This is a genomic window from Akkermansia muciniphila (genome assembly GCF_018709685.1).
Lineage (GTDB): Bacteria > Verrucomicrobiota > Verrucomicrobiia > Verrucomicrobiales > Akkermansiaceae > Akkermansia > Akkermansia muciniphila_E.
Map to the genome: position 1 here is coordinate 176,406 of NZ_JABDHQ010000004.1, position 24,991 is coordinate 201,396.

At 60.1% G+C, this 24,991-nt stretch carries 22 protein-coding genes; 14 read left to right on the forward strand and 8 right to left on the reverse strand.

All coding sequences use genetic code 11. The features are described 5' to 3' along the window. The first annotated feature begins 83 nt into the window (after positions 1-83). Positions 84-3,599: a DEAD/DEAH box helicase gene (locus tag HHJ06_RS04370; RefSeq protein WP_215427939.1), complete on the forward strand. Its 3,516-nt coding sequence runs from the start codon at positions 84-86 to the stop codon at positions 3,597-3,599. A gap of 147 nt (positions 3,600-3,746) precedes the next feature. Here the strand turns inward: HHJ06_RS04370 and HHJ06_RS04375 are convergent, their stop codons facing one another. Together HHJ06_RS04375 and HHJ06_RS04380 are read right to left on the reverse strand one after the other, a co-directional pair. Further along, positions 3,747-4,124 (reverse strand): ApaG domain, encoded by a 378-nt coding sequence (locus HHJ06_RS04375; RefSeq protein ID WP_215427941.1) that lies wholly within the window; start codon positions 4,122-4,124, stop codon positions 3,747-3,749. A gap of 13 nt (positions 4,125-4,137) precedes the next feature. Further along, on the reverse strand, positions 4,138-5,028 hold the full coding sequence (locus HHJ06_RS04380; RefSeq protein WP_215427943.1) for a hypothetical protein: 891 nt from the start codon (positions 5,026-5,028) through the stop codon (positions 4,138-4,140). Positions 5,029-5,163: 135 nt separating this feature from the next. Between HHJ06_RS04380 and HHJ06_RS04385 the strand changes: the two genes are divergently transcribed. From HHJ06_RS04385 to HHJ06_RS04405, 5 genes are all read left to right on the forward strand, one after another. Then, positions 5,164-6,681 (forward strand): cellulose synthase family protein, encoded by a 1,518-nt coding sequence (locus tag HHJ06_RS04385; protein ID WP_215427945.1) that lies wholly within the window; start codon positions 5,164-5,166, stop codon positions 6,679-6,681. 10 nt (positions 6,682-6,691) lie between these two features. Next, a complete protein-coding gene (locus tag HHJ06_RS04390) occupies positions 6,692-7,543 on the forward strand; it encodes a L,D-transpeptidase (RefSeq protein ID WP_215427947.1) in 852 nt (283 codons plus the stop codon). Between the two features lie 106 nt (positions 7,544-7,649). Then, positions 7,650-8,213: a YqgE/AlgH family protein gene (locus tag HHJ06_RS04395; RefSeq protein WP_215427949.1), complete on the forward strand. Its 564-nt coding sequence runs from the start codon at positions 7,650-7,652 to the stop codon at positions 8,211-8,213. Between the two features lie 10 nt (positions 8,214-8,223). Beyond that, positions 8,224-8,919 (forward strand): YggS family pyridoxal phosphate-dependent enzyme, encoded by a 696-nt coding sequence (locus HHJ06_RS04400; RefSeq protein WP_215427951.1) that lies wholly within the window; start codon positions 8,224-8,226, stop codon positions 8,917-8,919. 106 nt (positions 8,920-9,025) lie between these two features. Further along, entirely contained in the window at positions 9,026-10,672 is a 1,647-nt protein-coding gene (locus tag HHJ06_RS04405; protein ID WP_215427953.1) for a GTPase family protein, read from the forward strand. Positions 10,673-10,707: 35 nt separating this feature from the next. On the opposite strand, the gene HHJ06_RS04410 is transcribed toward HHJ06_RS04405, so the two are convergent. From HHJ06_RS04410 to HHJ06_RS04420, 3 genes are read right to left on the reverse strand one after another with little or no spacing between them, the layout of a single operon-like run. Beyond that, positions 10,708-11,298 (reverse strand): 5-formyltetrahydrofolate cyclo-ligase, encoded by a 591-nt coding sequence (locus tag HHJ06_RS04410; protein WP_215427955.1) that lies wholly within the window; start codon positions 11,296-11,298, stop codon positions 10,708-10,710. Continuing rightward, positions 11,265-12,140 carry an ABC transporter ATP-binding protein gene (locus tag HHJ06_RS04415; RefSeq protein ID WP_215427957.1) on the reverse strand — a complete coding sequence of 292 codons (876 nt, stop codon included), beginning with the start codon at positions 12,138-12,140 and terminating at the stop codon, positions 11,265-11,267. The genes HHJ06_RS04410 and HHJ06_RS04415 overlap by 34 nt, the downstream gene beginning before the upstream one ends. Before the next feature lie 10 nt (positions 12,141-12,150). Further along, positions 12,151-13,491, reverse strand: a complete 1,341-nt coding sequence (locus HHJ06_RS04420) for a dipeptidase (RefSeq protein WP_215427959.1) — start codon at positions 13,489-13,491, stop codon at positions 12,151-12,153. On the opposite strand from HHJ06_RS04420, the gene HHJ06_RS04425 reads away from it, so the two are divergent. The 8 genes from HHJ06_RS04425 (at position 13,490) to HHJ06_RS04460 (ending at position 20,470) form a co-directional block, all read left to right on the forward strand. Continuing rightward, positions 13,490-13,669, forward strand: a complete 180-nt coding sequence (locus HHJ06_RS04425) for a hypothetical protein (protein WP_215427961.1) — start codon at positions 13,490-13,492, stop codon at positions 13,667-13,669. The genes HHJ06_RS04420 and HHJ06_RS04425 overlap by 2 nt on opposite strands. Beyond that, entirely contained in the window at positions 13,648-14,616 is a 969-nt protein-coding gene (hprK, locus tag HHJ06_RS04430) for an HPr(Ser) kinase/phosphatase (RefSeq protein WP_022398068.1), read from the forward strand. The genes HHJ06_RS04425 and hprK overlap by 22 nt, the downstream gene beginning before the upstream one ends. A gap of 78 nt (positions 14,617-14,694) precedes the next feature. Then, positions 14,695-14,961 (forward strand): HPr family phosphocarrier protein, encoded by a 267-nt coding sequence (locus HHJ06_RS04435; protein WP_102715619.1) that lies wholly within the window; start codon positions 14,695-14,697, stop codon positions 14,959-14,961. Between the two features lie 46 nt (positions 14,962-15,007). Further along, the gene (gene ptsP / locus HHJ06_RS04440) at positions 15,008-16,786 is read left to right on the forward strand and encodes a phosphoenolpyruvate--protein phosphotransferase (protein ID WP_215427963.1); all 1,779 of its coding nucleotides are present in this window, start codon (positions 15,008-15,010) and stop codon (positions 16,784-16,786) included. 126 nt (positions 16,787-16,912) lie between these two features. Beyond that, positions 16,913-18,601, forward strand: a complete 1,689-nt coding sequence (locus HHJ06_RS04445; protein ID WP_215427965.1) for a sulfatase — start codon at positions 16,913-16,915, stop codon at positions 18,599-18,601. Between the two features lie 115 nt (positions 18,602-18,716). Further along, entirely contained in the window at positions 18,717-19,634 is a 918-nt protein-coding gene (argF, locus tag HHJ06_RS04450) for an ornithine carbamoyltransferase (protein WP_215427967.1), read from the forward strand. 24 nt (positions 19,635-19,658) lie between these two features. Beyond that, a complete protein-coding gene (locus tag HHJ06_RS04455) occupies positions 19,659-20,078 on the forward strand; it encodes a SufE family protein (RefSeq protein WP_215427969.1) in 420 nt (139 codons plus the stop codon). Positions 20,079-20,089: 11 nt separating this feature from the next. Beyond that, positions 20,090-20,470: a PEGA domain-containing protein gene (locus tag HHJ06_RS04460; protein ID WP_215427971.1), complete on the forward strand. Its 381-nt coding sequence runs from the start codon at positions 20,090-20,092 to the stop codon at positions 20,468-20,470. Positions 20,471-20,570: 100 nt separating this feature from the next. Here HHJ06_RS04460 and HHJ06_RS04465 read toward each other — a convergent pair whose 3' ends face one another. The 3 genes from HHJ06_RS04465 to HHJ06_RS04475 form a co-directional block, all read right to left on the reverse strand. Next, complete coding sequence (locus HHJ06_RS04465; protein WP_215427973.1) at positions 20,571-22,610, reverse strand: alpha amylase C-terminal domain-containing protein; 2,040 nt, start codon at positions 22,608-22,610, stop codon at positions 20,571-20,573. Positions 22,611-22,692: 82 nt separating this feature from the next. Further along, positions 22,693-24,048, reverse strand: coding sequence for a Gfo/Idh/MocA family oxidoreductase (locus tag HHJ06_RS04470; RefSeq protein ID WP_215427975.1), 1,356 nt, complete (start codon positions 24,046-24,048; stop codon positions 22,693-22,695). Continuing rightward, positions 24,045-24,941, reverse strand: a complete 897-nt coding sequence (locus HHJ06_RS04475; protein WP_215427977.1) for a LicD family protein — start codon at positions 24,939-24,941, stop codon at positions 24,045-24,047. The genes HHJ06_RS04470 and HHJ06_RS04475 overlap by 4 nt, the downstream gene beginning before the upstream one ends. Positions 24,942-24,991 lie beyond the last annotated feature (50 nt).

Here is a 24,991-nt window from a genome sequence, read left to right on the forward strand (position 1 = left end):
GTGCCATAGTAAAGTGCATAGACCTGTAGCGTCCTTTTCTCAAGGAACGCTTGTTTCCAATTTTTATATGACAGTCTGATATTATGAGCATGGCACTTAACCCGGATAGGGCTACCCTGAACTTTCTCAACGCCTTTCCGGAAGAAATCCGTCTGCGCGGCGAGAAGCTCCAAAAGGATGGAGCGGTTACACAGATCTTTGGCAATCATTTGTATATTCAGGGCCGTGTGGAAGACGCCCACGGCGTGCACCGCGTGAATCTGCGCCTCCAGGGCAACAGGTGGTTCGGGGCATGCTCCACGGAGGACGAGGATCTGGCCGGGGCGGCCATGTACGCCGCCATGCTGGAACGCATGTACCGCGGCCAGGACCTGCCGGAATCACCCAATGAACTGAACGACGTCCCCCTGCTGGATATTTTGGAAGAGAAGCTGGGCCGTGAACTGGACGACAAGGAGGCGGATTACGTCAGCAAGCTGGAAAAGCGCTACCGCCGCTTCGCCATTGAGCAGGAAATCCATGACCATGACATGGTGCGCCTGAATCCCCGGTGGGAAATCGTCAGCTATGACCCGCTGGAGCTGTGGCCCGTGCCCCCCACCAACATCCTGGAGTTCTGGAACTACATCGCGTACGCCTTTAACAAGAGGCGCCTGCCCTACCCGGAATTCATGGAGTCCATCACGGACCTGGAAAAAATCCAGCGCAAGATTCATGAATGGGAGCGTTCCCGTGAAGTGGGCACCTGGTATGACCGCATCCAGTCCGTGAATGAACGCCCCCCGCAACCGCCCCGCGGAGAGCTGTTCATGAGGCTCGTCTCCACCATTAACGAGGGCCACTTTGAATACCGCCATTCCCTGAAGCAGGACTGGATTCCCGTCCGGGAAAAACAGGACCTGGACCATCTGGAAAACCTGCATGAACGCGCCGCCGTGCGCATGGACGCCCAGACGGAAATCCTCCTTGTGGCCCTGTCCGACTATGCCCGTGCGGAAGACGCCCTGACGCTGGACCTGGACCAGGAAGCCGCGTGCGCCCTGATGAACAAGCTTTTCCACCAGCCCGCCCTGAAAGGCTACCTGGTGAACCTGGATGAAAATTACTTCAAGGTGGTGGACGAACCGCTCAAGTGGATTTGCCAGGACGACCCCATTGAGCCGGATTGCTACGCCCTCCAGCTCGCCACGTCCACCGGCATCAACGTTTCCCACTCCGTCCGCCAGCTTCCGGGCCAGCAGGAACTTTACCAGTCTGATGAAACCGTGTTCCCCGGCCCTCCCCGCTGGCTGGAAAGCACGGAAGTGGAACCCCGTTATTCCATTCCCAAACAGGTCATCGACAGCCTTGAAGGGGTGGAATTCCTGCGCAAGATAGGCGCTTCCCTTCCCCCCAGCATGGAAGACCGCGTGGTGGACATTGACCTTCGCGGCACCTTTGACATGAAGATTGTCCGCGGCCTCACCTCCGCGGAAACGGAGCACGTCCTGTGTGAAGTAAGCGCCAGGGACGCTTCCGGCTACCGCACGGAAAAGCTCGGCAAGGACGGCTGGGACGTGGCCCACCAGGAGCCCATGAAGAACAAGGCCCTGCTGCGCTTCATCCGTGAACATCTTTATCCCATTCCCGGCCTGCTGGAGGAAATGGGCTTCTCCTATGACCCCCAGGTAGGCGCCTTCAAGGCCCGCGTTACCCGGCAGTTCCCTGAAAAATTTGCGGAATGGGCCAAGCAGCTCCCGGAAGAGCTGACCGTCAACATGGACGAGAAGCTCAAGACATTGCTGGCGGACCCGGTGGCCGCCGCCGTTCGGTTTGAAGTGGTCAACCAGGAAATTGACTGGTTTGATCTCCGCATCGTCATTGACGTGGAAGGCGTGCAGCTTTCCAAGGAACAAATCCGCGCCCTGGTGGCCGCCAGAGGCGGCTACGTCCGCATGGACGACGGAGGCTGGATGCGCCTGGAAATCAAGCTGGACAACGACCAGCGCGACGCCGTCACCCGCCTGGGCCTGGACCCCTTCGACCTCTCCGGGGAAACCCACCGCATGCACGCCATGCAGCTGGCGGACCCGAAGGCCGCGGAAGTGTTCGACCCGAAGGCCTGGAAACGCATCAAGGACCGCACGGCGGAAATCAAGATCGACGTCAAGCCGGACGTCCCCTCCCAGCTTCAGGCCACCCTGCGCCCGTACCAGGTGGATGGCTTCCACTTCCTGGCTTATCTGGCTACGAACGGCTTCGGCGGCATCCTGGCGGACGACATGGGTTTGGGCAAAACCATCCAGTCCATTACGTACGTCCTCTGGCTGCGTGAGGAATTCGCTCGCAAAAACAAATCCAAGAAGAAGGTCGCCGTTCCTCCGGTGCTCATCGTCTGCCCCAAGTCCGTGCTGGACGTCTGGGCCGGGGAAACGGAGAAATTCGCTCCCGGCGTGCGCGTGCTCGTCATCCGCAGCAAGGACCAGGCCAATCTGGACGACATCCGGAAGAATTACGACATGGTCGTGGTCAACTACGCCCAGCTCCGCGTCTGCGGTGAAACCCTCAACCAGATCAAGTGGCTCACGGTCATCCTGGATGAAGGCCAGCAGATCAAGAATCCGGATTCCAAGGCCGCCAAAGCCGCGCGTGAAATCGTTTCCTACAACCGCCTCGTCCTTTCCGGCACGCCCATTGAAAACCGCCTGCTGGACATGTGGTCCCTCATGGCCTTCTCCATGCCCGGCGTCCTCGGTTCCCGCTCCTACTTCAAGAAACGCTTTGACAAGCGCAAGGACCCGCAGAGCCAGAACCGCCTGGCCGCGCGTCTGAAGCCCTTCCTGCTCCGCCGTACCAAATCCCAGGTGGCCAAGGACCTGCCCCCCAGGACGGAAGAAGAAGTGTACGCCAAGATGGAAGGCATCCAGAGCCAGCTGTACAAGGCGGAACTCCGCCGCATCCAGCAGGCCCTCCTTGGCCTGGACTCTGATGAATCCGTCAAGAAGAACAGCTTCGCCATTCTGCAAGGACTCATGCGCCTGCGCCAGATCTGCTGCCACCCCGGCCTGGTGGACCCCAAATACGCCAAGGAAGACAGCGCCAAGATGACCGCCCTGTTCTACCTGCTGGACCAGCTTCGGGAAGAAGGGCACAAGGTGCTCGTCTTCTCCCAGTTCGTCTCCATGCTGGAAATCATCAAGAACCGCCTGGAGGCGGAAAACAGGCCGCTTAACTACCTCACCGGGCAGACGAAGGACCGCCGCGGGGAAATTGAAAAATTCCAGACCACCAAGGACCCGTCCGTCTTCCTGCTCTCCCTGAAAGCGGGGGGCGCCGGCCTCAACCTTACCTCCGCCTCCTACGTGGTCCTTTATGACCCGTGGTGGAACCCGGCCGTGGAAAGCCAGGCCATTGACCGTACGCACCGCATCGGCCAGAAGAACAAGGTGATCGCCTACCGCCTGCTGACGAAGGATTCCGTGGAAGAAAAAATCCGCATCCTCCAGCACCAGAAAAACCAGCTCGTCGCCAACGTGCTAGGTGACGAAGGCTTCACCTCCAGCCTGGGCATTGACGACCTCAACTTCATCCTCAACCACGGGGATGACGAAGAAGGCTAGGCCGGAGTCAGTGATTGGAGAGTATCGAGTAGAGAATAGTTATTTCAACTTCCGGACATTGTTCCATTCACTCTTTCCCTACTCTCTTATCTCTAATCATTAAACACTATAAAAAAGCCCCGCAATCAGTTGCGGGGCTTTTTTATTTCACCATTTAAGGCTGACGGGGTCCGTATGGTAGAGAATCCCGGCCTCGTCCCGTACAAGGAGGGTCAACTGGATGCGCGCCGGCAGGCGCAGCATCTGGAGGCCGTTAAACGCAAAAATCTGTCCCTGGCACAGCAACGGACGGGAACCGAACAATTCGTCCCCTTCAATCACCTGCGTGCCGTCTTCATGGGAACGGACAGTCCACTTCTTGCCGATGATGCGCACGGCGCCGTCCCCCGTGTTGCGGATGCTCACGTTATAAGGCACGGGAATGCGCCCGTCCTCCCTTACCATCCGCTCCAGCTTTTCATCCCGCGCATACAGGCTGCGCGGCGTAAGACGCACTTCCAGACTGGTCAGGAGGGGAAGAACCATCGGAATACGGATATTATGATTCCACGGGAGCCAGAGCCGCCTTCATCAGCTCCAGCGTTGTCTTGCGGATGGCTTCCACGCCCGCCCGGGTAGGTTTGGCATCCGGGGCCAGCGTCATCTGTTCCTGCAAGGTCGTGAGCAGGTCCATGATTTTCGCAATGTCCCGGCGCTCCTTCATTTCCGGTTCCACTCCGTCCAGAATGTAATGGAAATATTCCGGTACGTCCGGCTGGAAAATGACCTTCGCCTTATCCTCCGCAAACTTGTTGTCCAGCGCGGCGGTGGCGGCGTCCAGCGCGCGAATCCACCCGCCCAGGCCGATCAGGTTCGCCATATCGGAATCCCGCAGGGAGGCAAGCTCCTGTTCCACGTCGGACTGGATGAGGGCCAGGTTATTCTTGAAACTGCTCAAATCCCCGTCCTCCGCGTTTTTCAGCAGGCTGGCGGCGTGGCGGTTCACCCGCTCCCCGGCGCCGATCGCCTTCGCGTAACTGGACAGGTCCAGCGCAATGGGCTTTACTTCGTTCATCTTGCCGCACTGCACAATCACGAAGCCGTCCGCCATCATGCCGCCCAACTGAAGAGCCAGGGAGCAGCGGTCCATGGGCGGCCGTTCCGGGCGGGCGCGCAGCGCCACATTTTCCGGAATCTCCGGAAGTCCTTCCAGGTCTTCAAAAATCTTGCGGATGGAGGGCGCGGTAAATTCATTGATGCCCAGTTCCTCGTTCATGTGGGAATCATCCAGCAGGCGTTCCGGAATGGCCGGCTGGCACTCCTTGCCGGACGGCGGCGTCTGAACGTCCAGCACGGCATACGCCTTCTCCGGGGCTTCCTGCTCCGGAACGGCAAATGCCATTCCTCCCGTGACGGATACGGCTACGGCCATCAGATACAATCTCTTCATAACAACACTCAAAAAGGTTAAGCAAAACGGAATATGTCTTGACTCTCGCCCTATGGTGTCTTATACGGGCGTCACGTCAAGGAAATCCCCAGCCCCTGACGCAGAAAGATACCAAACACCCTTGTACGCCCCAGCATGTCCTTAAATTACAATTTTATCTGGCTCTTGTGCTATCTTCTGGTCCTTGTCGGTCTGGCCGGATACGGCTTCCACCGCCTAAGCATCGTTTACCTGTACTGGAAGAACCGCAACAACAAGCCCCAGCCCAAGTCCCATTTCCAGGAACTGCCCGTCGTTACGGTCCAGCTTCCCATGTTCAATGAAAAATTCGTCGTGGACCGCCTTCTGGAATCGGTAGCGGCCCTGGATTATCCGCAGGACAAGCTGGAAATCCAGATTCTGGACGATTCCACGGATGACACCACGGAGCAGTGCTACCGCAAGGTGGAGGAACTGAAGGCCCGCGGCTTTGACGCCGTATGCATCCACCGCACGGACCGCACGGGCTTCAAGGCCGGCGCGCTGGAAGCGGCCACCAAGGTGGCCAAAGGGGAGTTCCTGCTGATTCTGGACGCCGACTTCGTTCCGGAACCGGACCTCCTGCAGAAGACCATCCACTTCTTTACGGATGAAGGCGTGGGCCTCGTCCAGACCCGCTGGGGCCACATCAACCGGGAATACAACCTCCTCACCCGCGTCCAGGGCATGTACCTGGACGGCCATTTCGCCATGGAACAGACGGCGCGCAACCGCTCCGGCCGTTTCTTCACCTTCAACGGCACCGCCGGCATGTGGCGCAAATGCGTCATCGGAGACGCAGGCGGCTGGTCCCATGACACCCTGACGGAGGACATGGACCTTTCCTACCGTGTCCAGCTCAAGGGATGGCGTTTCATCTACCTGAACGACGTCGTTACCCCGGCGGAACTTCCCGTGGACATGGACGGCTTCAAGTCCCAGCAGCACCGCTGGACCAAGGGTTCCATCCAGGTCTGCCAGAAAATCCTGCTGGACATCTGGCGCTCCAAGGCCCCCCTCAAGGCCAAGGTGGAAGCCACCACGCACCTCACCTGCAATTACTCCTACCTCCTTCTCGCCCTGCTCTGCTTCCTGGTATACCCCATCTGCACGCAGCGCATCCCGGAAAATGAAACGGTGTTCATGTGGTTCGTGAACGTGGCCCTGTTCTTCATGACCAGCGTGGCCGTCTGCATCTTCTACATGAGCGCCCAGATCGTGGTGCGTCCCAAATCCTGGTGGAAGGAACTTCCGTACCTGCCGCTCCTTCTGACGCTGAGCGTGGGCATGGCCGTGAACAACGCCAAGGCCGTTCTGGAAGCCATTTTCGGCCATCAGTCCGCCTTTGTCCGCACGCCCAAGTACGGCGTGGACCGGAAGGAAGACAGGCAGCACGTCTCCCAGCTCAAGCGCAACGGCTATAAAGCCATCAAGTCCGTCGTCATTCCCGTGCTGGAAATCGCCTGCGGCACCTTCTTCCTGAACCTGATCATCATCATGATCAGCCAGGGCCATTACCTTTCCCCCATCCTGATGATTCCCTTCCTGGGCTTCTACTACACGGGATTCTGTTCCCTGGGCCGCATGATCTCCAACCTGCTGCCCGCCAGACAAACTGCCAAAGCCAAAAACTGACACCTTCCCCATGCCTGCGCCTCTCTCGCAAGCAGCACGCCTGATTCAACTCGCCGGCGCCGCCTTAGCGGTGTTCGGCGCCCTGGTATCCTGCTCCCGGCCGGATTACCAGCCCACCGCCATCGTCAAAGATGGCGCGGTCGTTAGCGTCAGGGACCAGAAAATGGCCGTCATGCGTAACGGCCGCGTTGTAAAAACCTACCCCATCAGCACCTCCAAATTCGGTCTGGGGGATAAGAAGGGAAGCTGCCGCACCCCGCTGGGCGCCCACCGCATCGCGTCCAAGATCGGCACCGGGCAACCCAAGGGCATGGTGTTTAAAAGCCGCAAGCCCACCGGGGAATGCGTGGCCCCCAATTCTCCGGGGCGCGACCCCATCGTCACCCGCATCATGTGGCTGGCGGGTATGGAAACCCGGAACCGGAACGCCCACTCCCGCCTGATTTACATCCATGGCACGGCGGAGGAACGCACTATCGGCACGCCCGCCTCCTACGGCTGCGTACGGATGAAGAGCAATGATGTGTACGAGGCCTTCAACCTGCTCCGGACCGGGGACCCCGTCGTGATTGAACGCTGCTCCATTGATGCCTCCCTGAAAGCCCTGGCCCAGTCTGAAAAAACGCAGGATTCCTCCCTGCTGGTCATGGCCCCGGCTCCCGTAGAAGAAATCAACACGGCTTCCGTCATTTCCCACCGCCGCCGCGCGTCCCGTCCGCCTGCCGTAGCGCTCTCCCGCAAACACCCGGCCTCCGCCGGGAAAAAGGCTGCCTCCGCCCGGCGGACAACGGTCCGCAAAACGGCGAAGAGTCCCAAAGCCGCGGCCCGTTCCGCCGGGGGGGCCCGTTACACCCTCGGTTGAACCTTCCTTTCCTGCCGTTCTTCCGGCTTTCCCGTTCCGGCGCCTCCTGACATGGCTGTTTGAACGCATGGTTGCCTGCATCCGTCACATTTGTTAACGTACACTTATGGCGATGATGGAACATGAAGATATCAGCAATGAAAACCTGGCGGGCCACCTCCTGGTCTCCGCCCCCTACCTGGAAGGCGGCGGTTTTTACCACTCCGTAATCTTTCTGAGCCGGGTGGAGGAGGAATTCGTCATCGGCCACATCCTGAACCATCCCGCCGGCATGAACGTGGGGGAAGTGGCGCGCCATACGGACATTCCGGAATCCCTTTACACCGTTCCCATTTTCAAGGGGGGGCCCGTGGAACGCAACCAGCTCATTTTCGCCGCCTTTGCCCGTACGGAGGATAAACTGCGCGTCCAGTTCCATCTTCAGGAAGAACAGGCTCTGGAATACGCCGGGGACCCCCATGTGACCCTGCGCGCGTACGTGGGTCACAGCGGATGGACGCCGTCCCAGCTGCGCCGGGAACTGAATGACCGGGCCTGGTACGTATCCCCCATGGTGCCGGACATCTGCCTGGAGCCGGATTCTTCCAAGGTCTGGGCCATGGCCATGCGGCGCCTTTCCCCGCTGCACCACATCATGAGCCACGCCCCCGCACAGCCCTCCCTGAATTGAACCATCCATCATGAGCATCCAACAGAATCTGGAACACATTCTCTCCTGCATCCGCGCCGCGGAACGCCGCGCCGGGCGTCCGGAAGGGTCCGCACGCCTGGTCGCCGTCAGCAAGACATTTCCCGCCGGGGACGTCAGGGCCTGCCATGATGCGGGCCAGCGCGTTTTTGGGGAAAACAGGGTCCAGGAGGCCCTGGGAAAAATCCCCGCCCTTCCCCCGGATACGGAATGGCATCTCATTGGCCCCCTGCAGCGCAACAAGGTGCGCAAGGCCATGGAGCATTTCACGCTGATCCACGCCGTGGATTCCCTGCGCCTGGCGCAGTTCATGGACACCGTGGCGCAGGAAACGGGCAAGCGCCCACGCATCCTGTTGGAGGTGAACGTGGGGGATGAAAACAGCAAATTCGGCTTTTCCCCGGAGACCCTGGAACGGGAATGGCCGGAGCTGGCCGCCCTGGACCATCTTGAAATCGCAGGCCTCATGTGCATCCCTCCCCCGGTGGAAAATCCGGAGGACGCGCGCCCTTATTTCCGCCGCCTGAGGGATCTTAGGGAGACGCTTTCCAGCAAGGGGGGAGCCCCGCTGACGGAGCTTTCCATGGGCATGAGCCATGACTTTGAAACGGCCGTGGAAGAGGGCGCCACCCTCGTCCGCGTGGGCACCGCCATCTTCGGCGGGCGGTCCTATGCTCCGGCCCCGTGATTTAGTTGGACAGAAGGAAAGGTGGCGTGTAGGTTTGTTCCGGAAGAACGGGAGGGCCCGGACGGTTTACTGATCTCATCAACCCATGCTGACAGGAGGAAAAAATGTGATTCCGCATGCGGTGCGGGATGTAGCGGATGCCGCCGCGGCATTTTCCGCCCGCATTGGCCCGGACCGCCATTTTGATTCCCAGGAAGCCGTGGAGGAAGCCCTGGCGGAATGCTGCTCTCCGCAGAACGTCACCGTCATCGGCATGACGGGTTCCGGCAAATCCTCCACGCTGGATGCCCTGGCCGGGGAACGCTTCTGCTCCCGCGTTTCCAGTGAGGCCACGCTGGTGCGCTGGCAGTACAGGCCCCACCCGGCCCCGCACACCCATGAATGGGTGCTGGACCTTTTTTACCCGTCGGATGCCCTGCTGAACCTTGAGTTCTGGGACACCATCGGCCTGGAGCAGGAGGACGCCCCGCGTAAGCTGAAGCACATCGTCCCCAAATCAGACGCCATCCTCGTGGTCATTTCCGCCAGGGTGGGCAGCCAGGACGTCCTGTGGGACTATCTCCGGACGCTGGAGGAACGGCTCCGTTCCCGCATGGTCCTCGTCATCACGCATGCGGAACTGCTCTCCTTTGACCAGCTCCAGTCCCTGAAAGAGGAGCTGCGCGCCACATCCCGCGAGCGCCTGGGCGTGCAGCTTCCCCTGTACCCCGTCACCACCGCCGGAGACCGGGCGGGGGAAGGCGTGGAAGCGCTGAGAACCTGCGTGCAGGAGGTCCTGAAACGCAGCCCGCTGACGGACAAGCGCGTGGAGCGCCTCCTGCTGGCCACGGACAGCCTTCTGGAAGAACAGGGGAAGGTGCTCAATGAATTGCACCGCCTTTCCAAGATGGATTCCGGCTTCCTGACCGCCATTGACCGGGAGATTGACCGCATCCAGCTCCAGATGGAGGATGAAATGCCTGCCAGGCTCAAGGCATACGCCCAGTACGTGCAGGACTGCGTGCCGCGGCTGGGGAAAAAGTCGGCCCGGCAGATGGGCCGCTTCCTGTCCATCCGGCGCACGATGATCCTGCATAAGCTCCCTCCCGTTATTGACGAATGGTTTTATGAGCTGGTCAAGGGCGGCATTGAGGAACGGCACGCGTATTACAACAAGGAATTCCTCAACATCTGCCAGACGCACTGGAATCATGTGCGCCCCCGCGTGAAGGAGCAGTGGGACTGCGACATAGGCGATTTCCCCGCTGCCAGGCTCCAGGCGGACCTGGAGGTGTACAAGGAGCGCCTGGGCCGCTCCATTTACATGCCCCTGAAGGATTTCGGCATCAAGCCTTGCCTCAGCAAGCTGTTTCTGGACCAGGAGGATGTGATGAGAACGGAACTCAAACTGATGCTCATCATGGTGATTCTGGGGGCCCTGCTGGGCTGCTTCGGCGAGCACGCGGCGGGGTTCGCCTGCCTGGCCGCAGCCCTGGCTGTCTGGGTGGGCGGAAACGTGGGGCTGGCCTGGATGCAGTTCCGCCTGTCACGCCAGATCGTGGCCGCAGCGGCGGAAATGCACGTTGCCGTGGAATGCGGGCTGCGCACGCCCCTGTATGAAGCCATGATCAGCGGCCTTTCCGACTACCGCAAGCTGTACGCGGACATCCGCGGGCAGGTGGCCGGCGGCGTGGAACATCTCCAGCCCCTGCTGAACGCCCGCTACGATTTGTTCTACAAGCTGACGGTCCAGAAGCACCGGTTCCGCATTTAACCCTTTTCCTCCTGCGGGAAGGCGAGGGCCGGCAATCATTCCGCATCCGGCGTGATCACCATGTCCACATGCCTGTCATGGGCTTCCATGGGCAGGTCGTCCAGAAGCTGGCACGGGAAGCAAACTCCCGCCAGCGGCACTCCCGCGGCCGGACCGGCCAGCAGGGTATCATAAAATCCTCCGCCGTACCCCAGCCGCTTGCCGTTCCGCGTGAAGGCGGCTCCCGGCAGCACGATTAAATCCATTTCCCCGGGATGCAGTTCCGGACACGCCGGGCCCGGCTCGCGGATGTCCCAGCACCCCGTCACAAACTCTCCGTGGTGGCACACGCGGTGAAAACTCAGCATCCTGCCCTCATGCACCAGCGGGAAATACCATTCCCGGTCCGGCAGCATGTCCAGCAGGGGCAGCAGGTCCACCTCCCCCGGCCTGGCGGCAAAAATGGCGATGCGGTAAAAATCCCTCTCCCGCGCCAGGGACGCTATCCTCCGGCAGATGGAACGGGACATGGCTTCCAGGGAAGAGGCGTCCAGCGCGCCTATTCTGGCGCGTATCATGCGGCGCACTTCCCGCTTGGCAGCCGCGTGGCCGCCTACGGTTCCGGGTTGGGGTGTTTTTCCTTCCATTCCAGCAGGCTCTTTAAAAATACGCTTTCCAGGGAATTGCGCGGGTGTCCGGATTCCAGCCATGCGGCACCGTCCTCCTCCACGGTCTTCTTCAGCCGTTCCAGCAGTTCCGGAGAGGCGTGTTCCAGCAGAATTTCCTGCTTGTCGGAATCGCGCGTCAGCTCGTTCATGGAACCTTCCGCAATAAGCAGCCCCTTGAAGATGACGCCCACCCGGTCGCACACCTCCTGAACCTGTTCCAGCAGGTGGGAGCACAGGAAAACGGTCATGCCGCGGCCCTTCAGGTTTTCTATGATGTTCCGGATGTCCCGGGAACCCAGGGGGTCCACGCCTGCGGTGGGTTCATCCAGCACCAGCAGCCGGGGGGACTGGACCAGGGCCTGCGCCATGCCGATGCGCTGGAGCATTCCCTTGGAATACCCGCCCAGCCTCCTGTCAGCCGCATCCGCCAGCCCCACCAGGTCCAGCAGTTCCCGGACTTTCTCCTTCAGGGATTTTCCGCTGAGGCCGCAGAGCTTCCCGTAAAAGGAGACGGTTTCCGCCCCGGTCAGGAACTTGTAAAAGTAGGGGTTTTCCGGCAGAAAGCCCACCTCCTCCTTGCTGTCCGGGGACAGGCTGGATTTGCCGAAGATGGTGCAGAACCCCTCCGTAGGCCTCACCAGCCCCAGCAGCGCCTTCATCAGGGTGGACTTGCCGGAGCCGTTCGGGCCAATGAGGCCGTACACCTCGCCCTGCCGGATGCTCATGTCTATCCCCCGCACGGCACGCACCACGGGCTTGCCAAGACCCGTCTTGAAGGTCTTGTGCAGGTTGACTATTTCTGCGGCGGCGGGCTGGTCCATAAGAACTCGGTCAATGCTTGATCTGCCCCAGGCGGCGCAGAAGAATCTGGCTCATGTCGATTCCCTTGGAGAAGAGGTCCACCGGGAAGTTTTCATTGGGCGAGTGGATGCGCGCATCCGGCAGGCACATGCCCAGCATCAGGGCGTCCGCCCCCAGCACGCGCTTCATTTCCTCAATAATCGGGATGCTTCCGCCTTCCCTCACCAGCACGGGCTTGCTGCCGAAGGCCTCTTCCAGCGCCTGCTGGGCGGCCAGGCCGTACTCGGAATTCGGGTCGCACACGTAGGCGTTCCCGCCGTGGCCGCGCTTGAATTCCACCGTGACGCCCTTGGGGGCATGGCTCTTCACATGCTCTTCCAGCAGGGTTTCAATTTTGTCCGGATGCTGGCCCGGTACCAGGCGGCAGGAAATCTTGGCGAAGGCATGGCTGGGAATGATGGTTTTGCTGCCCTCTCCCTGGTAGCCGCCGCCAATGCCGTTCAGTTCCAGCGTGGGACGGGCGAAGATGCACTCCGCTCCGGTGAATCCGGACTCCGTCACCACGGTTTCCACGCCCGTCAGCGCCGCCAGTTCCTCATTGCTCATGCCGGGCACCGTGGCCCACATGCTGCGTTCCCAGGTGGCGATGGGTTCCACGCCGTCGTAAAAACCTCTCACGGCCACGCGGCCGTCCTCATCATGGAAGGAGGCGATGATCTCCGCAAGGGCCGTGATGGGGTTGGCCACCGCGCCGCCGAAGACGCCGGAATGAAGGTCCGCGGAAGGGCCCTTCACGATAATTTCCGCCCCGGCCAGGCCGCGCAGGCCATAGGAAAACGTGGGGGCGTCCGGAGCGGCCATGCCGGTATCGGAAACCACAATCACGTCACAGGCCAGTTCTTCCCTGTGGTCCTTGATGAATTGGGAAAGGCTGCCGCTGCCCACCTCCTCCTCCCCTTCCAGCAGGAAGATCACGTTCACGGGAAGGTGGCCGCCGTTCTGGCGGAGCAGTTCCTCCACGCCCAGGATATGGGCGAACAACTGGCCCTTGTTATCCGTGGCGCCGCGGGCGTAAATCTTCCCGTCCCGCACCTCCGGTTCAAAAGGGTCGGATTCCCACAGCTCAACCGGATCCACGGGCTGCACGTCATAGTGGCCGTAAATCAGCACGGTCGGCTTGCCTTCCTCCCGCGGGCTGCGCGCCGTTACAATGGGGTGGAGGTGCGTCTTGTGGGCCGCGGCTTCCAGTCCCATGCCGGACAGCTTGTCCACCAGCCAGTCCGCGCAGTCGCTCACGTCCTGGGCGTGTTCCTTCTGGGCGGAAATGCTGGGAAATCTCAACAAGGTGGCCAATTGATCCAGTCTGTTCATGGCACCATCAGACCATGCCTGCGGCCTCAAATCAATCGGTAAAGTGTGGCATTCCGTGCCGGAACAGGCCTTTTTTCAAAAAAATGAGGCTCCGGTACGGATTCGGGAACAATATTTGATTGCTCTCAAGCGGGATTTGTTTCTTTATATAGGATTATGTTCAGCAAATCCAAAGTGAAGAAAGTGGATTTCGTCACCCTGTCCAAATTTTACGGCAAATACAAGGAAGCCCTCCAACTGGAGCTGATCAACAGCCCGGCCGGACTCAGCCGCCATATTTGCGAGCCGGCCCTCAACCGCCCCGGCCTGGCGATTGCCGGCTTCTACTCCTACTTTGCCAACAAGCGCATCCAGGTCTTCGGCTCCGCGGAGCTGGCCTACCTCCAGAAACTGCCGGAAGGCATGCGCAAATCCCGCATCCAGCGCATGTTCCGGTGCGAGGTGCCGGGCATCGTCTTCTCCCGTGACCAGGACCCGCCCCAGGAAATCGTGGAGCTGGCGGACGAGGCCGGGGTCTGCGTCTTCCGCACCAGCCTGGTCACCATGAAGTTCGTCAACTCCGCCACCATCATTCTGGAAAACGAATTCGCGGAAAGCCTTACCCTGCACGGCTGCATGGTGGACGTCCGCGGCGTGGGAGTCCTCATCCGCGGGAAAAGCGGGGTGGGAAAAAGTGAAACGGCCCTGGGCCTGATTGAACGCGGCGCGGCCCTGGTGGCGGACGACATGGTGTACGTGCGCAACGTGGGCGGAGAGCTGGTGGCCAGCGCCCCGGAAATGAGCCGCGGCTTCATGGAGGTGCGCGGCCTGGGCATCGTCAACATCACCACCCTCTTCGGCCTCAAATCCATCCGCCACAACAAGCGGCTGGACCTCATCGTCACCCTCATTCCCGCCAAGGACCAGGAGGCCCTGGACAGGCTGGGGCTGGAGCGGGAGGGCCTGGACGTCCTGGGGGAAAAAGTGCTCCACGTGCAGCTCTCCGTGGCCCCCGGCAGGGACATTGCCCGCCTGGTGGAAGTGGCCGCCATGGACTACCATCTCAAGGACATGGGCATTGACATGGCCGGGGAGTTCAACCGGCGCCTCATGTCAAACTTCCAGCCTCCTGAAAACCAGGACTGACAAAAAACTCTTGGAAAAAAGCTTCAATTAGTGTACTTACGGTTGTAGCAACCGTTATCACCCCTTACTTCAAATTCCATGGTTACCAAGGAACTCACTATCATCAATAAACTCGGCATTCACGCACGTCCGGCTGCTCAATTCGTCAAACTGGCCAGTAAATTTGATGCAGACATTGTCGTGGAGAAGGATGGCGAAGAAGTTGATGGAAAGAGTATTCTGGGACTGATGATGCTGGCCGTGGGCCACGGCTCCAAGGTCACCATCACGGCGGAAGGGAAAGATGAACAGGAAGCGTTGAACGCGCTGGAAGACCTGATTTCCCGCAAGTTTGAAGAAGATTGAACAACTCCGGCTCACAGCCATATGAGACCGGGCCATTAGCCCGCAGATGATTCAGGAACCCATTTCCACGGAAGAAACCTGGCTTCAGGGCATTCCCGTTTCCCCCGGCATCGCCCTGGGAAAAATCAAAATTCAGATCAGCGGTTCCAAGGAACCCGTGGCTTATGAAATTTCCCCGGAGGAGGTGGACGCCGAGCTGGTGCGCTTCCACCAGGCGCTGCAGGCCACTGCGGAGCAGATCCGGGCCCTGCGCGAGCGCATGATTCAAATCTCGGGGGAAAAGGACGCCTCCATCTTTGACGCCCATATCCTTCTGCTTCAGGACAAGGTCATTCTCCAGCAGGTTCAGACGGAGCTGCTCCGGCGCCACCAGAACGTGGAGCACATCTTTTATGTGGTCATGCAGAACTACATGGAAGTGCTGCGCCGCGTGGACGATCCCTATCTGCGCGCCAAGACCGCGGACATGGAGGACGTCATGCAGCGGGTCATCAACAACCTCCGCAGCACGGAACCCCTGGAAGACGAGGAAGAGGAGGAAGAGGCCCAGGTGCTGGTGGCCTACGATCTGACCCCGTCCGACACGGCGGCGATGGACGCCAGCCTGATCCACGGGTTCGCCACGGAAATAGGCTCCTCCGTCTCCCACACCGCCATTCTCGCCCGCTCCATGGGCATTCCCGCCGTGGTGGGGCTGGACCAGGCCCTTCTGAAGGTGGAAAGCCACGCCCCCGCCATCCTGGACGGGTACAAGGGCGTGCTCATCCTGAAGCCCACGCAGGAGACGGTGGAATACTACAACCGCCTCCAGGTGGAAAAGGAAAAGGCCTACAAGGCGCTGGAAGCCCTGCGGGACCTCCCCACCATCACCAGGGACGGCCGCAACATCCGCCTTTCCGTCAATGTGGAATTCCCGCATGAATACTCCGGCATCAAGGAAGTGGGGGCGGAAGGCGTGGGCCTGTTCCGCACGGAATTCTTCCTGCTGGGAAACCCCGCGGGCATGCCGGATGAAGAGGAACAGACGCGCTATTACAAAAAACTGGCGGAAGGCTGCGCTCCTCACGGCGTGATCTTCCGCACGCTGGACGCCGGAGGGGACAAACTGCCGTGCGAGCGGCTCCGCACGCCGGAACCGAATCCTTTCCTGGGCTGGCGCGGCATCCGCGTCTCCCTCAGCCGCCCGGAACTCTTCAAGCAGCAGCTCCGCGCCATCCTCCGCGCCTGCGCGGACACGCCCGGCTGCGGCATCATGTTCCCGATGATCTCCGGTTATACCGAGGTGATCACGGCCAAGCATCTCCTTCAGGAATGCCGGGAGGAACTGGAAGAGCAAAACATCCCCTATGCGCGGGACCTGAAAGTGGGCATCATGATTGAAGTGCCCAGCGCGGCCATCATGACGGACGTGCTCGCCAGGGAAGTAGACTTCTTCTCCGTGGGCACCAATGACCTGACGCAGTACACCATTGCCGTGGACAGGGTGAACAACCGCGTAGCCAACATGTTCCGACCCACGCACCCCGCCGTGGTGCGCATCATCGGCATGACGATCACCGCCGGGGAAAAAGCCTGCGTCCCCACGGCCATCTGCGGGGAAATGGCAGGGGACATCACCCTGCTCCCCCTGCTGATAGGGCTGGGCGCCACTTCCATCTCCGTGGGCGTCCACCTGGTCCCCATCATCCGGTACGCCATCCGCAATCTGGACTATGGGAAATGCCGGGAAATGGCCCGGCAGGCCCTGAACGCCCCCAACAGCAGAACCATCGTGGACCTGAGCACGGCCCTCGCCAGGAAATCCTATCCGGCCCTGTTTGAATAAGGGCCGCACCTCCGGGGGGCTCTACAGGAAAAACGTAAGATTCCATCCCGGCAAACTGCCGCCGGAATACGAATCCTTGACAGAATCCGGCATTTGGTGCGTTATATTAACGTTAACCCTTCTGTTATGCATATTCCCAAAACAGCCGTCTTTCTTGCCATGTTCCTCTCGGGAAGCGCCTTCTTCGCTTCCGCAGCTCCTTCACCTGCATCCCGCGCGGCAGCCCAGAAGCGCCCCAACATCATCCTCTTCCTGGTGGACGACATGGGCTGGCAGGATACCTCCCTGCCCTTCTGGCGGGAAGCGGACGGCACTCCGAAGCCCACTTTCCTGAACAAGCGCTACCGCACGCCCAACATGGAGGCCCTGGGCAAGCAAGGCATGGTATTCACTAACGCCTACGCGCAGCCTATCTGCTCCCCCAGCCGGTGCAGCCTCATCTCCGGCATGAACTCCGCCCGCCACCGCGTCACCAACTGGACGCTCCTCCGGGACCAGACCACGGACGCCGGCCACAAGGCGCTGAAGGCCCCTGCGGACTGGAGCATCAATGGCGTCCAGCCGGTGGGCACCAAGGCCTCCGGCACCACCAGCCTTCCCCTGACGGAAGAGAAAATCCAGTACAAGATGGAGAAGCCCTTCACCCCGGTGCTGGGCCTGCCCGCACTACTCAAAAAACAGGGATACACCACCGTCCACTGCGGAAAGGCCCACTTCGGCTCCAAAAACACTCCGGGGGCCAATCCCAAACTCTTTGGCTTTGACTACAACATCGCCGGCACGGAAATAGGCGGTCCGGCGGACTACCGGGGCTCCCAGAAATACGGCACGGGGAATTTCCACGTCCGCGGCCTGGACGAGAACAATTATTATGAAAACGACGTGTTCCTGACAGAAGCCCTGACGCAGGAAGCGCTGAAACGGCTGGACGCCATCCGGAAGGACCCCAAGGAAGCGGACAAGCCCTTCTACCTGTACATGTCCCATTACGCCATCCATGCCCCCTTTGACGCGCGCGGGTATGACAAGCGCTTTGCGGAAGAATACTCCAACCCGAATGACGGCCACAAATGGTCCGACAACGAGAAGAGGTACTCCGCCCTGATCCAGGGGATGGACAAGAGCCTGGGGGACATCCGGGAATATCTGAAAAAGAACAATCTGGATAAAAACACCGTCATCATCTTCATGGCGGACAACGGCGGCCTGGCCATCAGCGGACGCATGGGGAACAAGGAATCCAACTACCCGCTGAGCTTCGGCAAGGGCTCCAACCGGGAAGGCGGCATCCGGGAACCGATGATCGTTTACTGGCCCGGCGTCACCAAGCCGGAAACCGTCTGCACCACTCCCGTCATCATTGAAGACTTCTTCCCCACCATTCTGGAAATGGCGGGAGCCAAAAAGATACAGGCCCCCCAGGCCATTGACGGCAAAAGCTTCGTCACCCTGCTGAAAGGCGGCAAAATGAACCCCAACCGCCCCCTGCTCTTCCATACGCCCAACGTGTGGGGGGAAGGAAACGGGAACAACTCCCTTTACTCCCCCAGCACGGCCATGCGCCAGGGGGACTGGAAGCTGATCTACTGGCATCCCGACCAGAAGTTTGAACTCTTCAACATCAAGGAAGACATCAGCGAGGAGCACAACCTGGCGAAACAGCACCCGGAACGCGTGAAAGCCATGGCCAAGACCATGACCGCCCTGCTCAAGGACCGCAAGGCCCAGATGCCCACGTACAAGAAGGACAACCCCGCCGGAGCCCGGGAAGGCTCCCCCGTGCCGTGGCCGGACCAGGCGGCGGCCAGGCTGTAAAGGCATCTCCACCCCTCCCCGGAAAGCCGCATTATTCCCTTTTCTTTTAAGGAAACAGGGAGTATGGTGCGGCTTTCCTGTTTTTATTCCCTTTCTCTATTCTCTTTACAACGCCATGAAGAACCTTCTTTCCATAGAACAGCTTACCGGAGACGAAATCAAGGACCTGCTCGCGCTGGGCCACAGGCTCAAGGCGGAACGCGGCCATCACGAACATCTGCCCCTGAAAGGCCAGACCTGGGCGCTCATTTTCTCCAAATCCTCCACCCGCACCCGCGTCTCCTTTGAAGTGGGCATCAGCGAACTGGGCGGACGCCCCATGTTCCTTTCCGTCCATGACATCCAGCTGGGGCGCGGAGAACCCATCAAGGACACGGCCCGCGTGCTGGGCCGCATGATCCACGGTGCTGCCATCCGGACCTACGGCCAGCAGGAAGTGGAGGAATTCGCCAGCTTCTCCGGCATTCCCACCATCAACGCCCTGACGGATGAGGAACACCCCTGCCAGATTCTGGCGGACCTGCTCACCATTGAGGAAATCTACGGCCCCGGTTCCTGGAAGGATATGAAGATCGCCTTCGTGGGGGACGGGGACAACAACATGTCCCGCTCCTGGATGTGGGCGGCCAAGCGGCTGGGCTTCACGCTCGCCATCGGCGCGCCGACCAACTACCTGCCTCTGGAAGACTTCCGCAGGCATCTGGACTGCGACAACGTCATCTTCACCACGGACCCCGTGGAAGCCGTCAGGGGGGCTTCCGTCATCAACACGGACGTGTGGCTCTCCATGGGCCAGGAAGCGGAAGGCCTGTCCAAGGAAAAGCACTTCTACCCCTACCAGGTGAACAAGGAGCTTCTGGCGCATGCCGCGCCCAACCACTCCGCCTTCCACTGCCTGCCCGCCTACCGCGGCAAGGAAATCACGGAAGACGTGCTGGAGCACTTCGCGCCCGTTATCTTCCGGGAGGCGGAAAACCGCGTCCACGCCCAGAAGGCCGTTCTCGCCACGCTGGCGGAAGCAAACCGGGCATAACCTGCCTTTCCCTCATCCCAAGCCATGAACTACGAAGAACGCCTGCAAGACCTGCTGGATGAACTGGACCTGTTCCAGGACTGGACGGAACGGTATGAATACATCATCAGCCTGGGCAAGAAGCTGCCGAAGATGGATGAATCCCAGAAAACGGACGACTCCCTCATCAAGGGCTGCCAGTCCCGCGTGTGGCTGCATACGCAGCCGGACAAAGGCGTGCTGAAACTCTCCGCGGACAGTGACTCCCTCATCACCAAGGGACTCATTGCCGTATTCGTCCGGCTCCTCTCCGGGCTGCCGCCGGAGGAAATCCTGAAGGCGGACATGTCCAAGCTGGACAAAACAGGGCTGAAGGACCACCTGGCACCCACCAGGGCGAACGCCCTCAACTCCATGGCCGCCCAGATCAAGCAGGCCGCCATGAACATGGTGGAACACCCCTGATCCCCGTCACGATGACCCACGGCCTTCTCCCGCACCTCTTCCTCCTTTCCGCGGCGTGCTGCGCGTGCATCTCATGCACCAGCGCCCCCAGGGACATGACCATCCGCAGCGTCCCTTCCGGGGCCAGCCTGCGCGTGAACGGGGATTATGTGGGGCAGGCCCCCGTCACCCTCTCCCTGAACAGGCACAAGCCCATTCACGTGGCGGCGGACAAGCCCGGCTGCCTTTCCACGGAAAAAACGTTTTATCCGGAGATGACCACGCAGGGAGCCATTCTGTGGGGGAGCAATAACGAAAAGTCCAAGGACTTCAAGACGGATACCCTGACCATCCGCCTGAAAAAAGCGGAATCCGGAGCTCCGCCCCTGCGGGAGCTGCCCGCGCAGTGGTAGCGACTGTCCCGCCCGCGCATCACGCGCGACCCTGTCCCGCTTTTTTCTTAATGCGCCGGAAATCCTCTGGATCTGGCAGGCTGGTTCGCCCCATTCCCTGTTACCCTTCCTCCTGCCCGGCGTGCCGGGTCATGACGGCGGAGCCCACCCTTTTCAGGACCAGGGCCGTGCGCGGCAGCAGGTATAGGGAAAGATTCCCGTCTTCATCCGTGAAATGCGGAATGGAGCCGTCCTGCCGGCCAAAGCCACCGAAGCGGGCGCTGTCCGTATCCAGCACCACCCTCCATTCCCCCTTCTGGGGCGCGGGCAGCACGTAATCCATGATCGCGCGGTCCCCCGACCAGTTGAACACAAACAGCAGGCCTCCGCGGTGGAACGCCATGACCTGGTTCCCCTCATCAATATTCAGCGGGAACGGCGGCGGATTATTCAGCAGGCGGGCATCCAGGGCCATGCGGACCATCGCCTGGTCAAAGGCATTCAGGAACTTGAACCTGAGGGAGGGATTGTCCACCAGGGACCATTGGCGGCGGCAGTGCTCATAGGACCAGCCGTTGCCTTCACGCGGAAAATCAATCCACTCCGGATGGCCGAACTCGTTGCCCATGAAATTCAGCCAGCCTTCCCCGCCCGTCGCCATGGTTACCAGGCGGATCATCTTGTGTAGCGCCATGCCGCGGTCAACGACCACGCTCTGCTGGTCCACGGCCATCTTCCAGTACATTTCCGCATCCATCAGGCGGAACGCCAGCGTCTTGTCCCCCACCAGGGCCTGGTCATGGCTCTCGCAGTAAGCCACGTGGGGTTCTCCGTAGCGCCGGTTGGTCAGCGTATACCACATGTCCCCCATGCTCCACTCCTCATCCTTCTTCTCCTTGAGGAGCTTGATCCAGTAATCGGGAATGCCCATGGCCAGCCTGTGGGAAAAGCCCAGGCCCCCCTCATCCACCGGGCGGCACAGCCCCGGCATGCCGGACATGTCCTCCGCAATGGCGATCGCGCCCGGCTTCACCCGCTGAATCAGCGTGGAGGCCAGCTGCAAATAAGCCACGGCGTCCAGGTCCACGGACGGCCCGAAGTACGCGCCCAAATCCCCGAACGGTTCATGCCCGCGGTGGAAATACAGCATGGACGTCACGCCGTCAAAGCGGAAGCCGTCAAAGCGGAACTCCTCCAGCCACCAGCGGACGTTGGACAGCAGGAACTCGATCACCTCGTCCCGGCCATAGTCAAAACAGCAGGAATCCCAGTCCGGATGATGCCCGCGCTCTCCCGGCAGGAAATACATGCCGCCGGAACCGTCAAAATTGTTCAGTCCCTCCGCCTCATTCTTCACGGCGTGGGAATGCACCACGTCCAGCAACACGGCGATGTTCAGGCCGTGCGCCTGGTCAATCAGGTACTTCAGGTCCTCTGGCGTGCCGAAGCGTGAGGAAGGAGCAAAGAAGGAGGAGACATGGTAACCGAAGGAGCCGTAATAGGGATGCTCCTGCACGGCCATGAGCTGCACGGTATTATAACCCAGGCTGGCGATGCGGGGGAGAACCTCGTCCGCAAACTCACGGTACGTATGCACGCGCCCCTCTTCCCCGCCCATGCCCACATGCGCCTCATAAACGAACGGCACCTCTATCCGGGAAGGGTCAAAACCGTTATTCCGCCACTCATAGGGGTGTTCCGGCATCCACACCTCTCCGGCAAAATCATAAGTGGAGGGGTCCTGCACGGCCCTGGTAATCCAGGCGGGAATACGGTCCTTCCCCGTTCCGTCCGCGCCGATCACATGAACCTTCACCTTCTGCCCGTGGGCCAGCGCATCAGGCGGCAGTGTAATCTCCCACACGCCGCGCTCATTCCGCACCAGCGGGTGGCTCTCCCGGTCCCAGCCGTTGAAATCCCCCGTAAGGAACAGGGCGCGGGCGGCAGGGGCCCATTCCCGGTACGTCCACGCGCCCGTCTCCGGATCACGGTTGAGGCCGTAATAGCGGTAACCCTGCGCATACCCCTCCAGGGAGCCCGCATGCTGGTTGATCCTTTTCATCTTCAGGTCAAACAAGCGCTGGCGGTCGCGTATCTGGCGGGAATAAGGCTGCAGCCATCCGTCCGCCATCACCAAACCGGGAATAGGGGGTCTTCTCATTATCCAATGATACTCCGCCGCAATCAGCAGGGTCAAGGAGAAAGACAATCATCCCCAACCGTCCCCAAACAGGAGGAGTTCCTTACCCGATCTCATCCACGTTTTCCCCATCCAGGAACTGCCGGGTGACGCCAGCGATGAACAGGGAATCATCCCGGGACATGAGATTCAGCTCATGGCGGCAGCCGTGAACCAGGCGCAGAAACGCGGCGAGCTCATAGCGGAGGCCGTCGCCCTCAAACCTGACAAAATATTTCCTGTTCTTCCGTGGGTCTTCAAAACGCACTTCAAACATCTCCGTTTTCCACCACGGAGAGGGAACATAAATGTAGCCGCGCGTTCCCGTAATGCACAAGTCCCCTTCCCTCTTGGCCCCGATGGCGACTGTGGCGGAGGCCGCCGCATTGGGATAAAGAAAATCCGCCCGTGTAAAAAGGTCCACCCCCGTTTCCGGCTTCCTGCAAGTCGTGAAGCGGAGGCTCCGGCTTTCCGTACCCAGCAGTTTCCCGATCACGAAAACGGGGTAGGCCCCCAGCTCCGTCCACGCTCCCCCCGCCTGCGCGGGATCAAACTCCCTGCTGGAATCATCTTCAATCAATTTAGTGAACGCTGCGTCCACCGCCTTGATGGAACCGATGACCCCGCTTTCCGCCACGCCTGTCAACTGCTGGAAAGCCGGAAAAAACGCCGTCTTCAACGCTTCAAGTAAAACGCAGCCCTTTTCCGCGGCCAGCAGGAACAGCTCTTCTACCTCCTCCCGGGAAAGCGCCAGGGGCTTCTCGCACAGCACATGCCTTCCTTTCAGGAGGGCCCTTTTGGCGAGCTCATAATGCAGGTGATGCGGCACGGCGATGTAAGCGGCGTCCACCTTGTCCAGGAACCGTTCATACTCCGTATCATATTCCAGCAGTTCATACGACTCCGCAAACCGGCGCACTTTTTCCTCGTCGCGACCGTAAACGGCCGTTACTTCAATGCCGCTGACGTACTTGGACTCCTGAAGAAAACGGCCCGCTATGCGTCCGTGGCCTGCTATCCCCATGTGGACAATGAAATTCCGGGCGGAACGGAGGTCCGTTGAAGAAACGCCCTTGGTGCGCTCCAGGTAAACCACCTCGCAGTGTTCGCGGAGATAGTCGAACTTCCCCGTCCAGTCGGAACCGATCACGAAAATATCCGCCCCATACTTCTGGATGTCATGGAGCTTCTGCCCTTCCAGCTCCTCCGTGATAATGAGGTCCGCCAGTCCGGTCTTCCGGACGTTTTCCACGCGCTCCGCCAGGCTTTCCATCACATTCAGCTTGCCGCGGCTCTGGTCATAGCTGGCCGTGGTCACACCGACGATGAGGCGGTCCCCCAGCGCCCTGGCTCTCCTGAGAAGATTGACGTGCCCCGTATGAAGCAGGTCAAACGTACCGTAGGTAATAACCGTTTTCATGGCTGGGACGTGTCAATCTGCTTTCCGTAAACGTCTATGAAACGGTTGACCGCCGCTTCAAAGGGAACGTGTTCCATCATATGCTTCACGGAAGGATGCTTGAACTGGATACGGTCCGGATAGGACAGGTAGTCGCCATAAAAAAACTGCAGGTACTGGCGCGCGTGATTGGGCACGGAAAACTTCAATCCCTCAAAATCCATGGAGCCCAGGGGGAAGAACGTTTCATAGGAAAGATGGGTGTTTTTCGTAAAAGTGATGGCGGGGGACAGAAAAATTCCGGGGCAGTCCTTCTCCTCTCCCGGTTCCCTTCCCTCCAGAATCTCCCGGCGGATTTTCTGCTGCACCTCCTCATCCGTCAGATTCATCCTGTCCTTGACCAGGACGACGTCCTTCTTGAAGCCGGAAAGCCGCCTGTCCAGGCTGTCGTGCTGCTCATCATTTACAAGGGGCTCGGAATAAAAATGATAGGGATACACGTCTATGTTGAGCGGAGTACCCTCATACCCTATCTGTAAAAAGGCATGCCGCTTCCAGGTAAACCCTTCCTCCCGGGGAAACAGGGAGGGAAGCAATTCCAACAGGCGGTCATACTCCGGCCTCATCATGCTTGCGTCCAGATCGTCATCCCACGGAATAAATCCCCGGTGACGCACGGCGCCCAGCAGAGTGCCGTAATCCAGCCAGTACCTCAGGCCGTTTTCCCGGCATTTCCGCGCAAAAAGGGCCAGCAGAACGGTATTGCCATCCTGAAGCAGCCGCAGCTTGCCCGTGGCCGGAGGAACCTGGGAAACGGGATGGTTGTAAATAAGAAGGTTGCGGATATCCTCCAACCTTGCGACAAGGGACAGGTCTTCCTCTTTCCTGAACCTTTCCGCGAACCAGTTGATCATTTTCCGCACACGATAAGGCAACTTACAGAGCACCATATATTTTATATGGT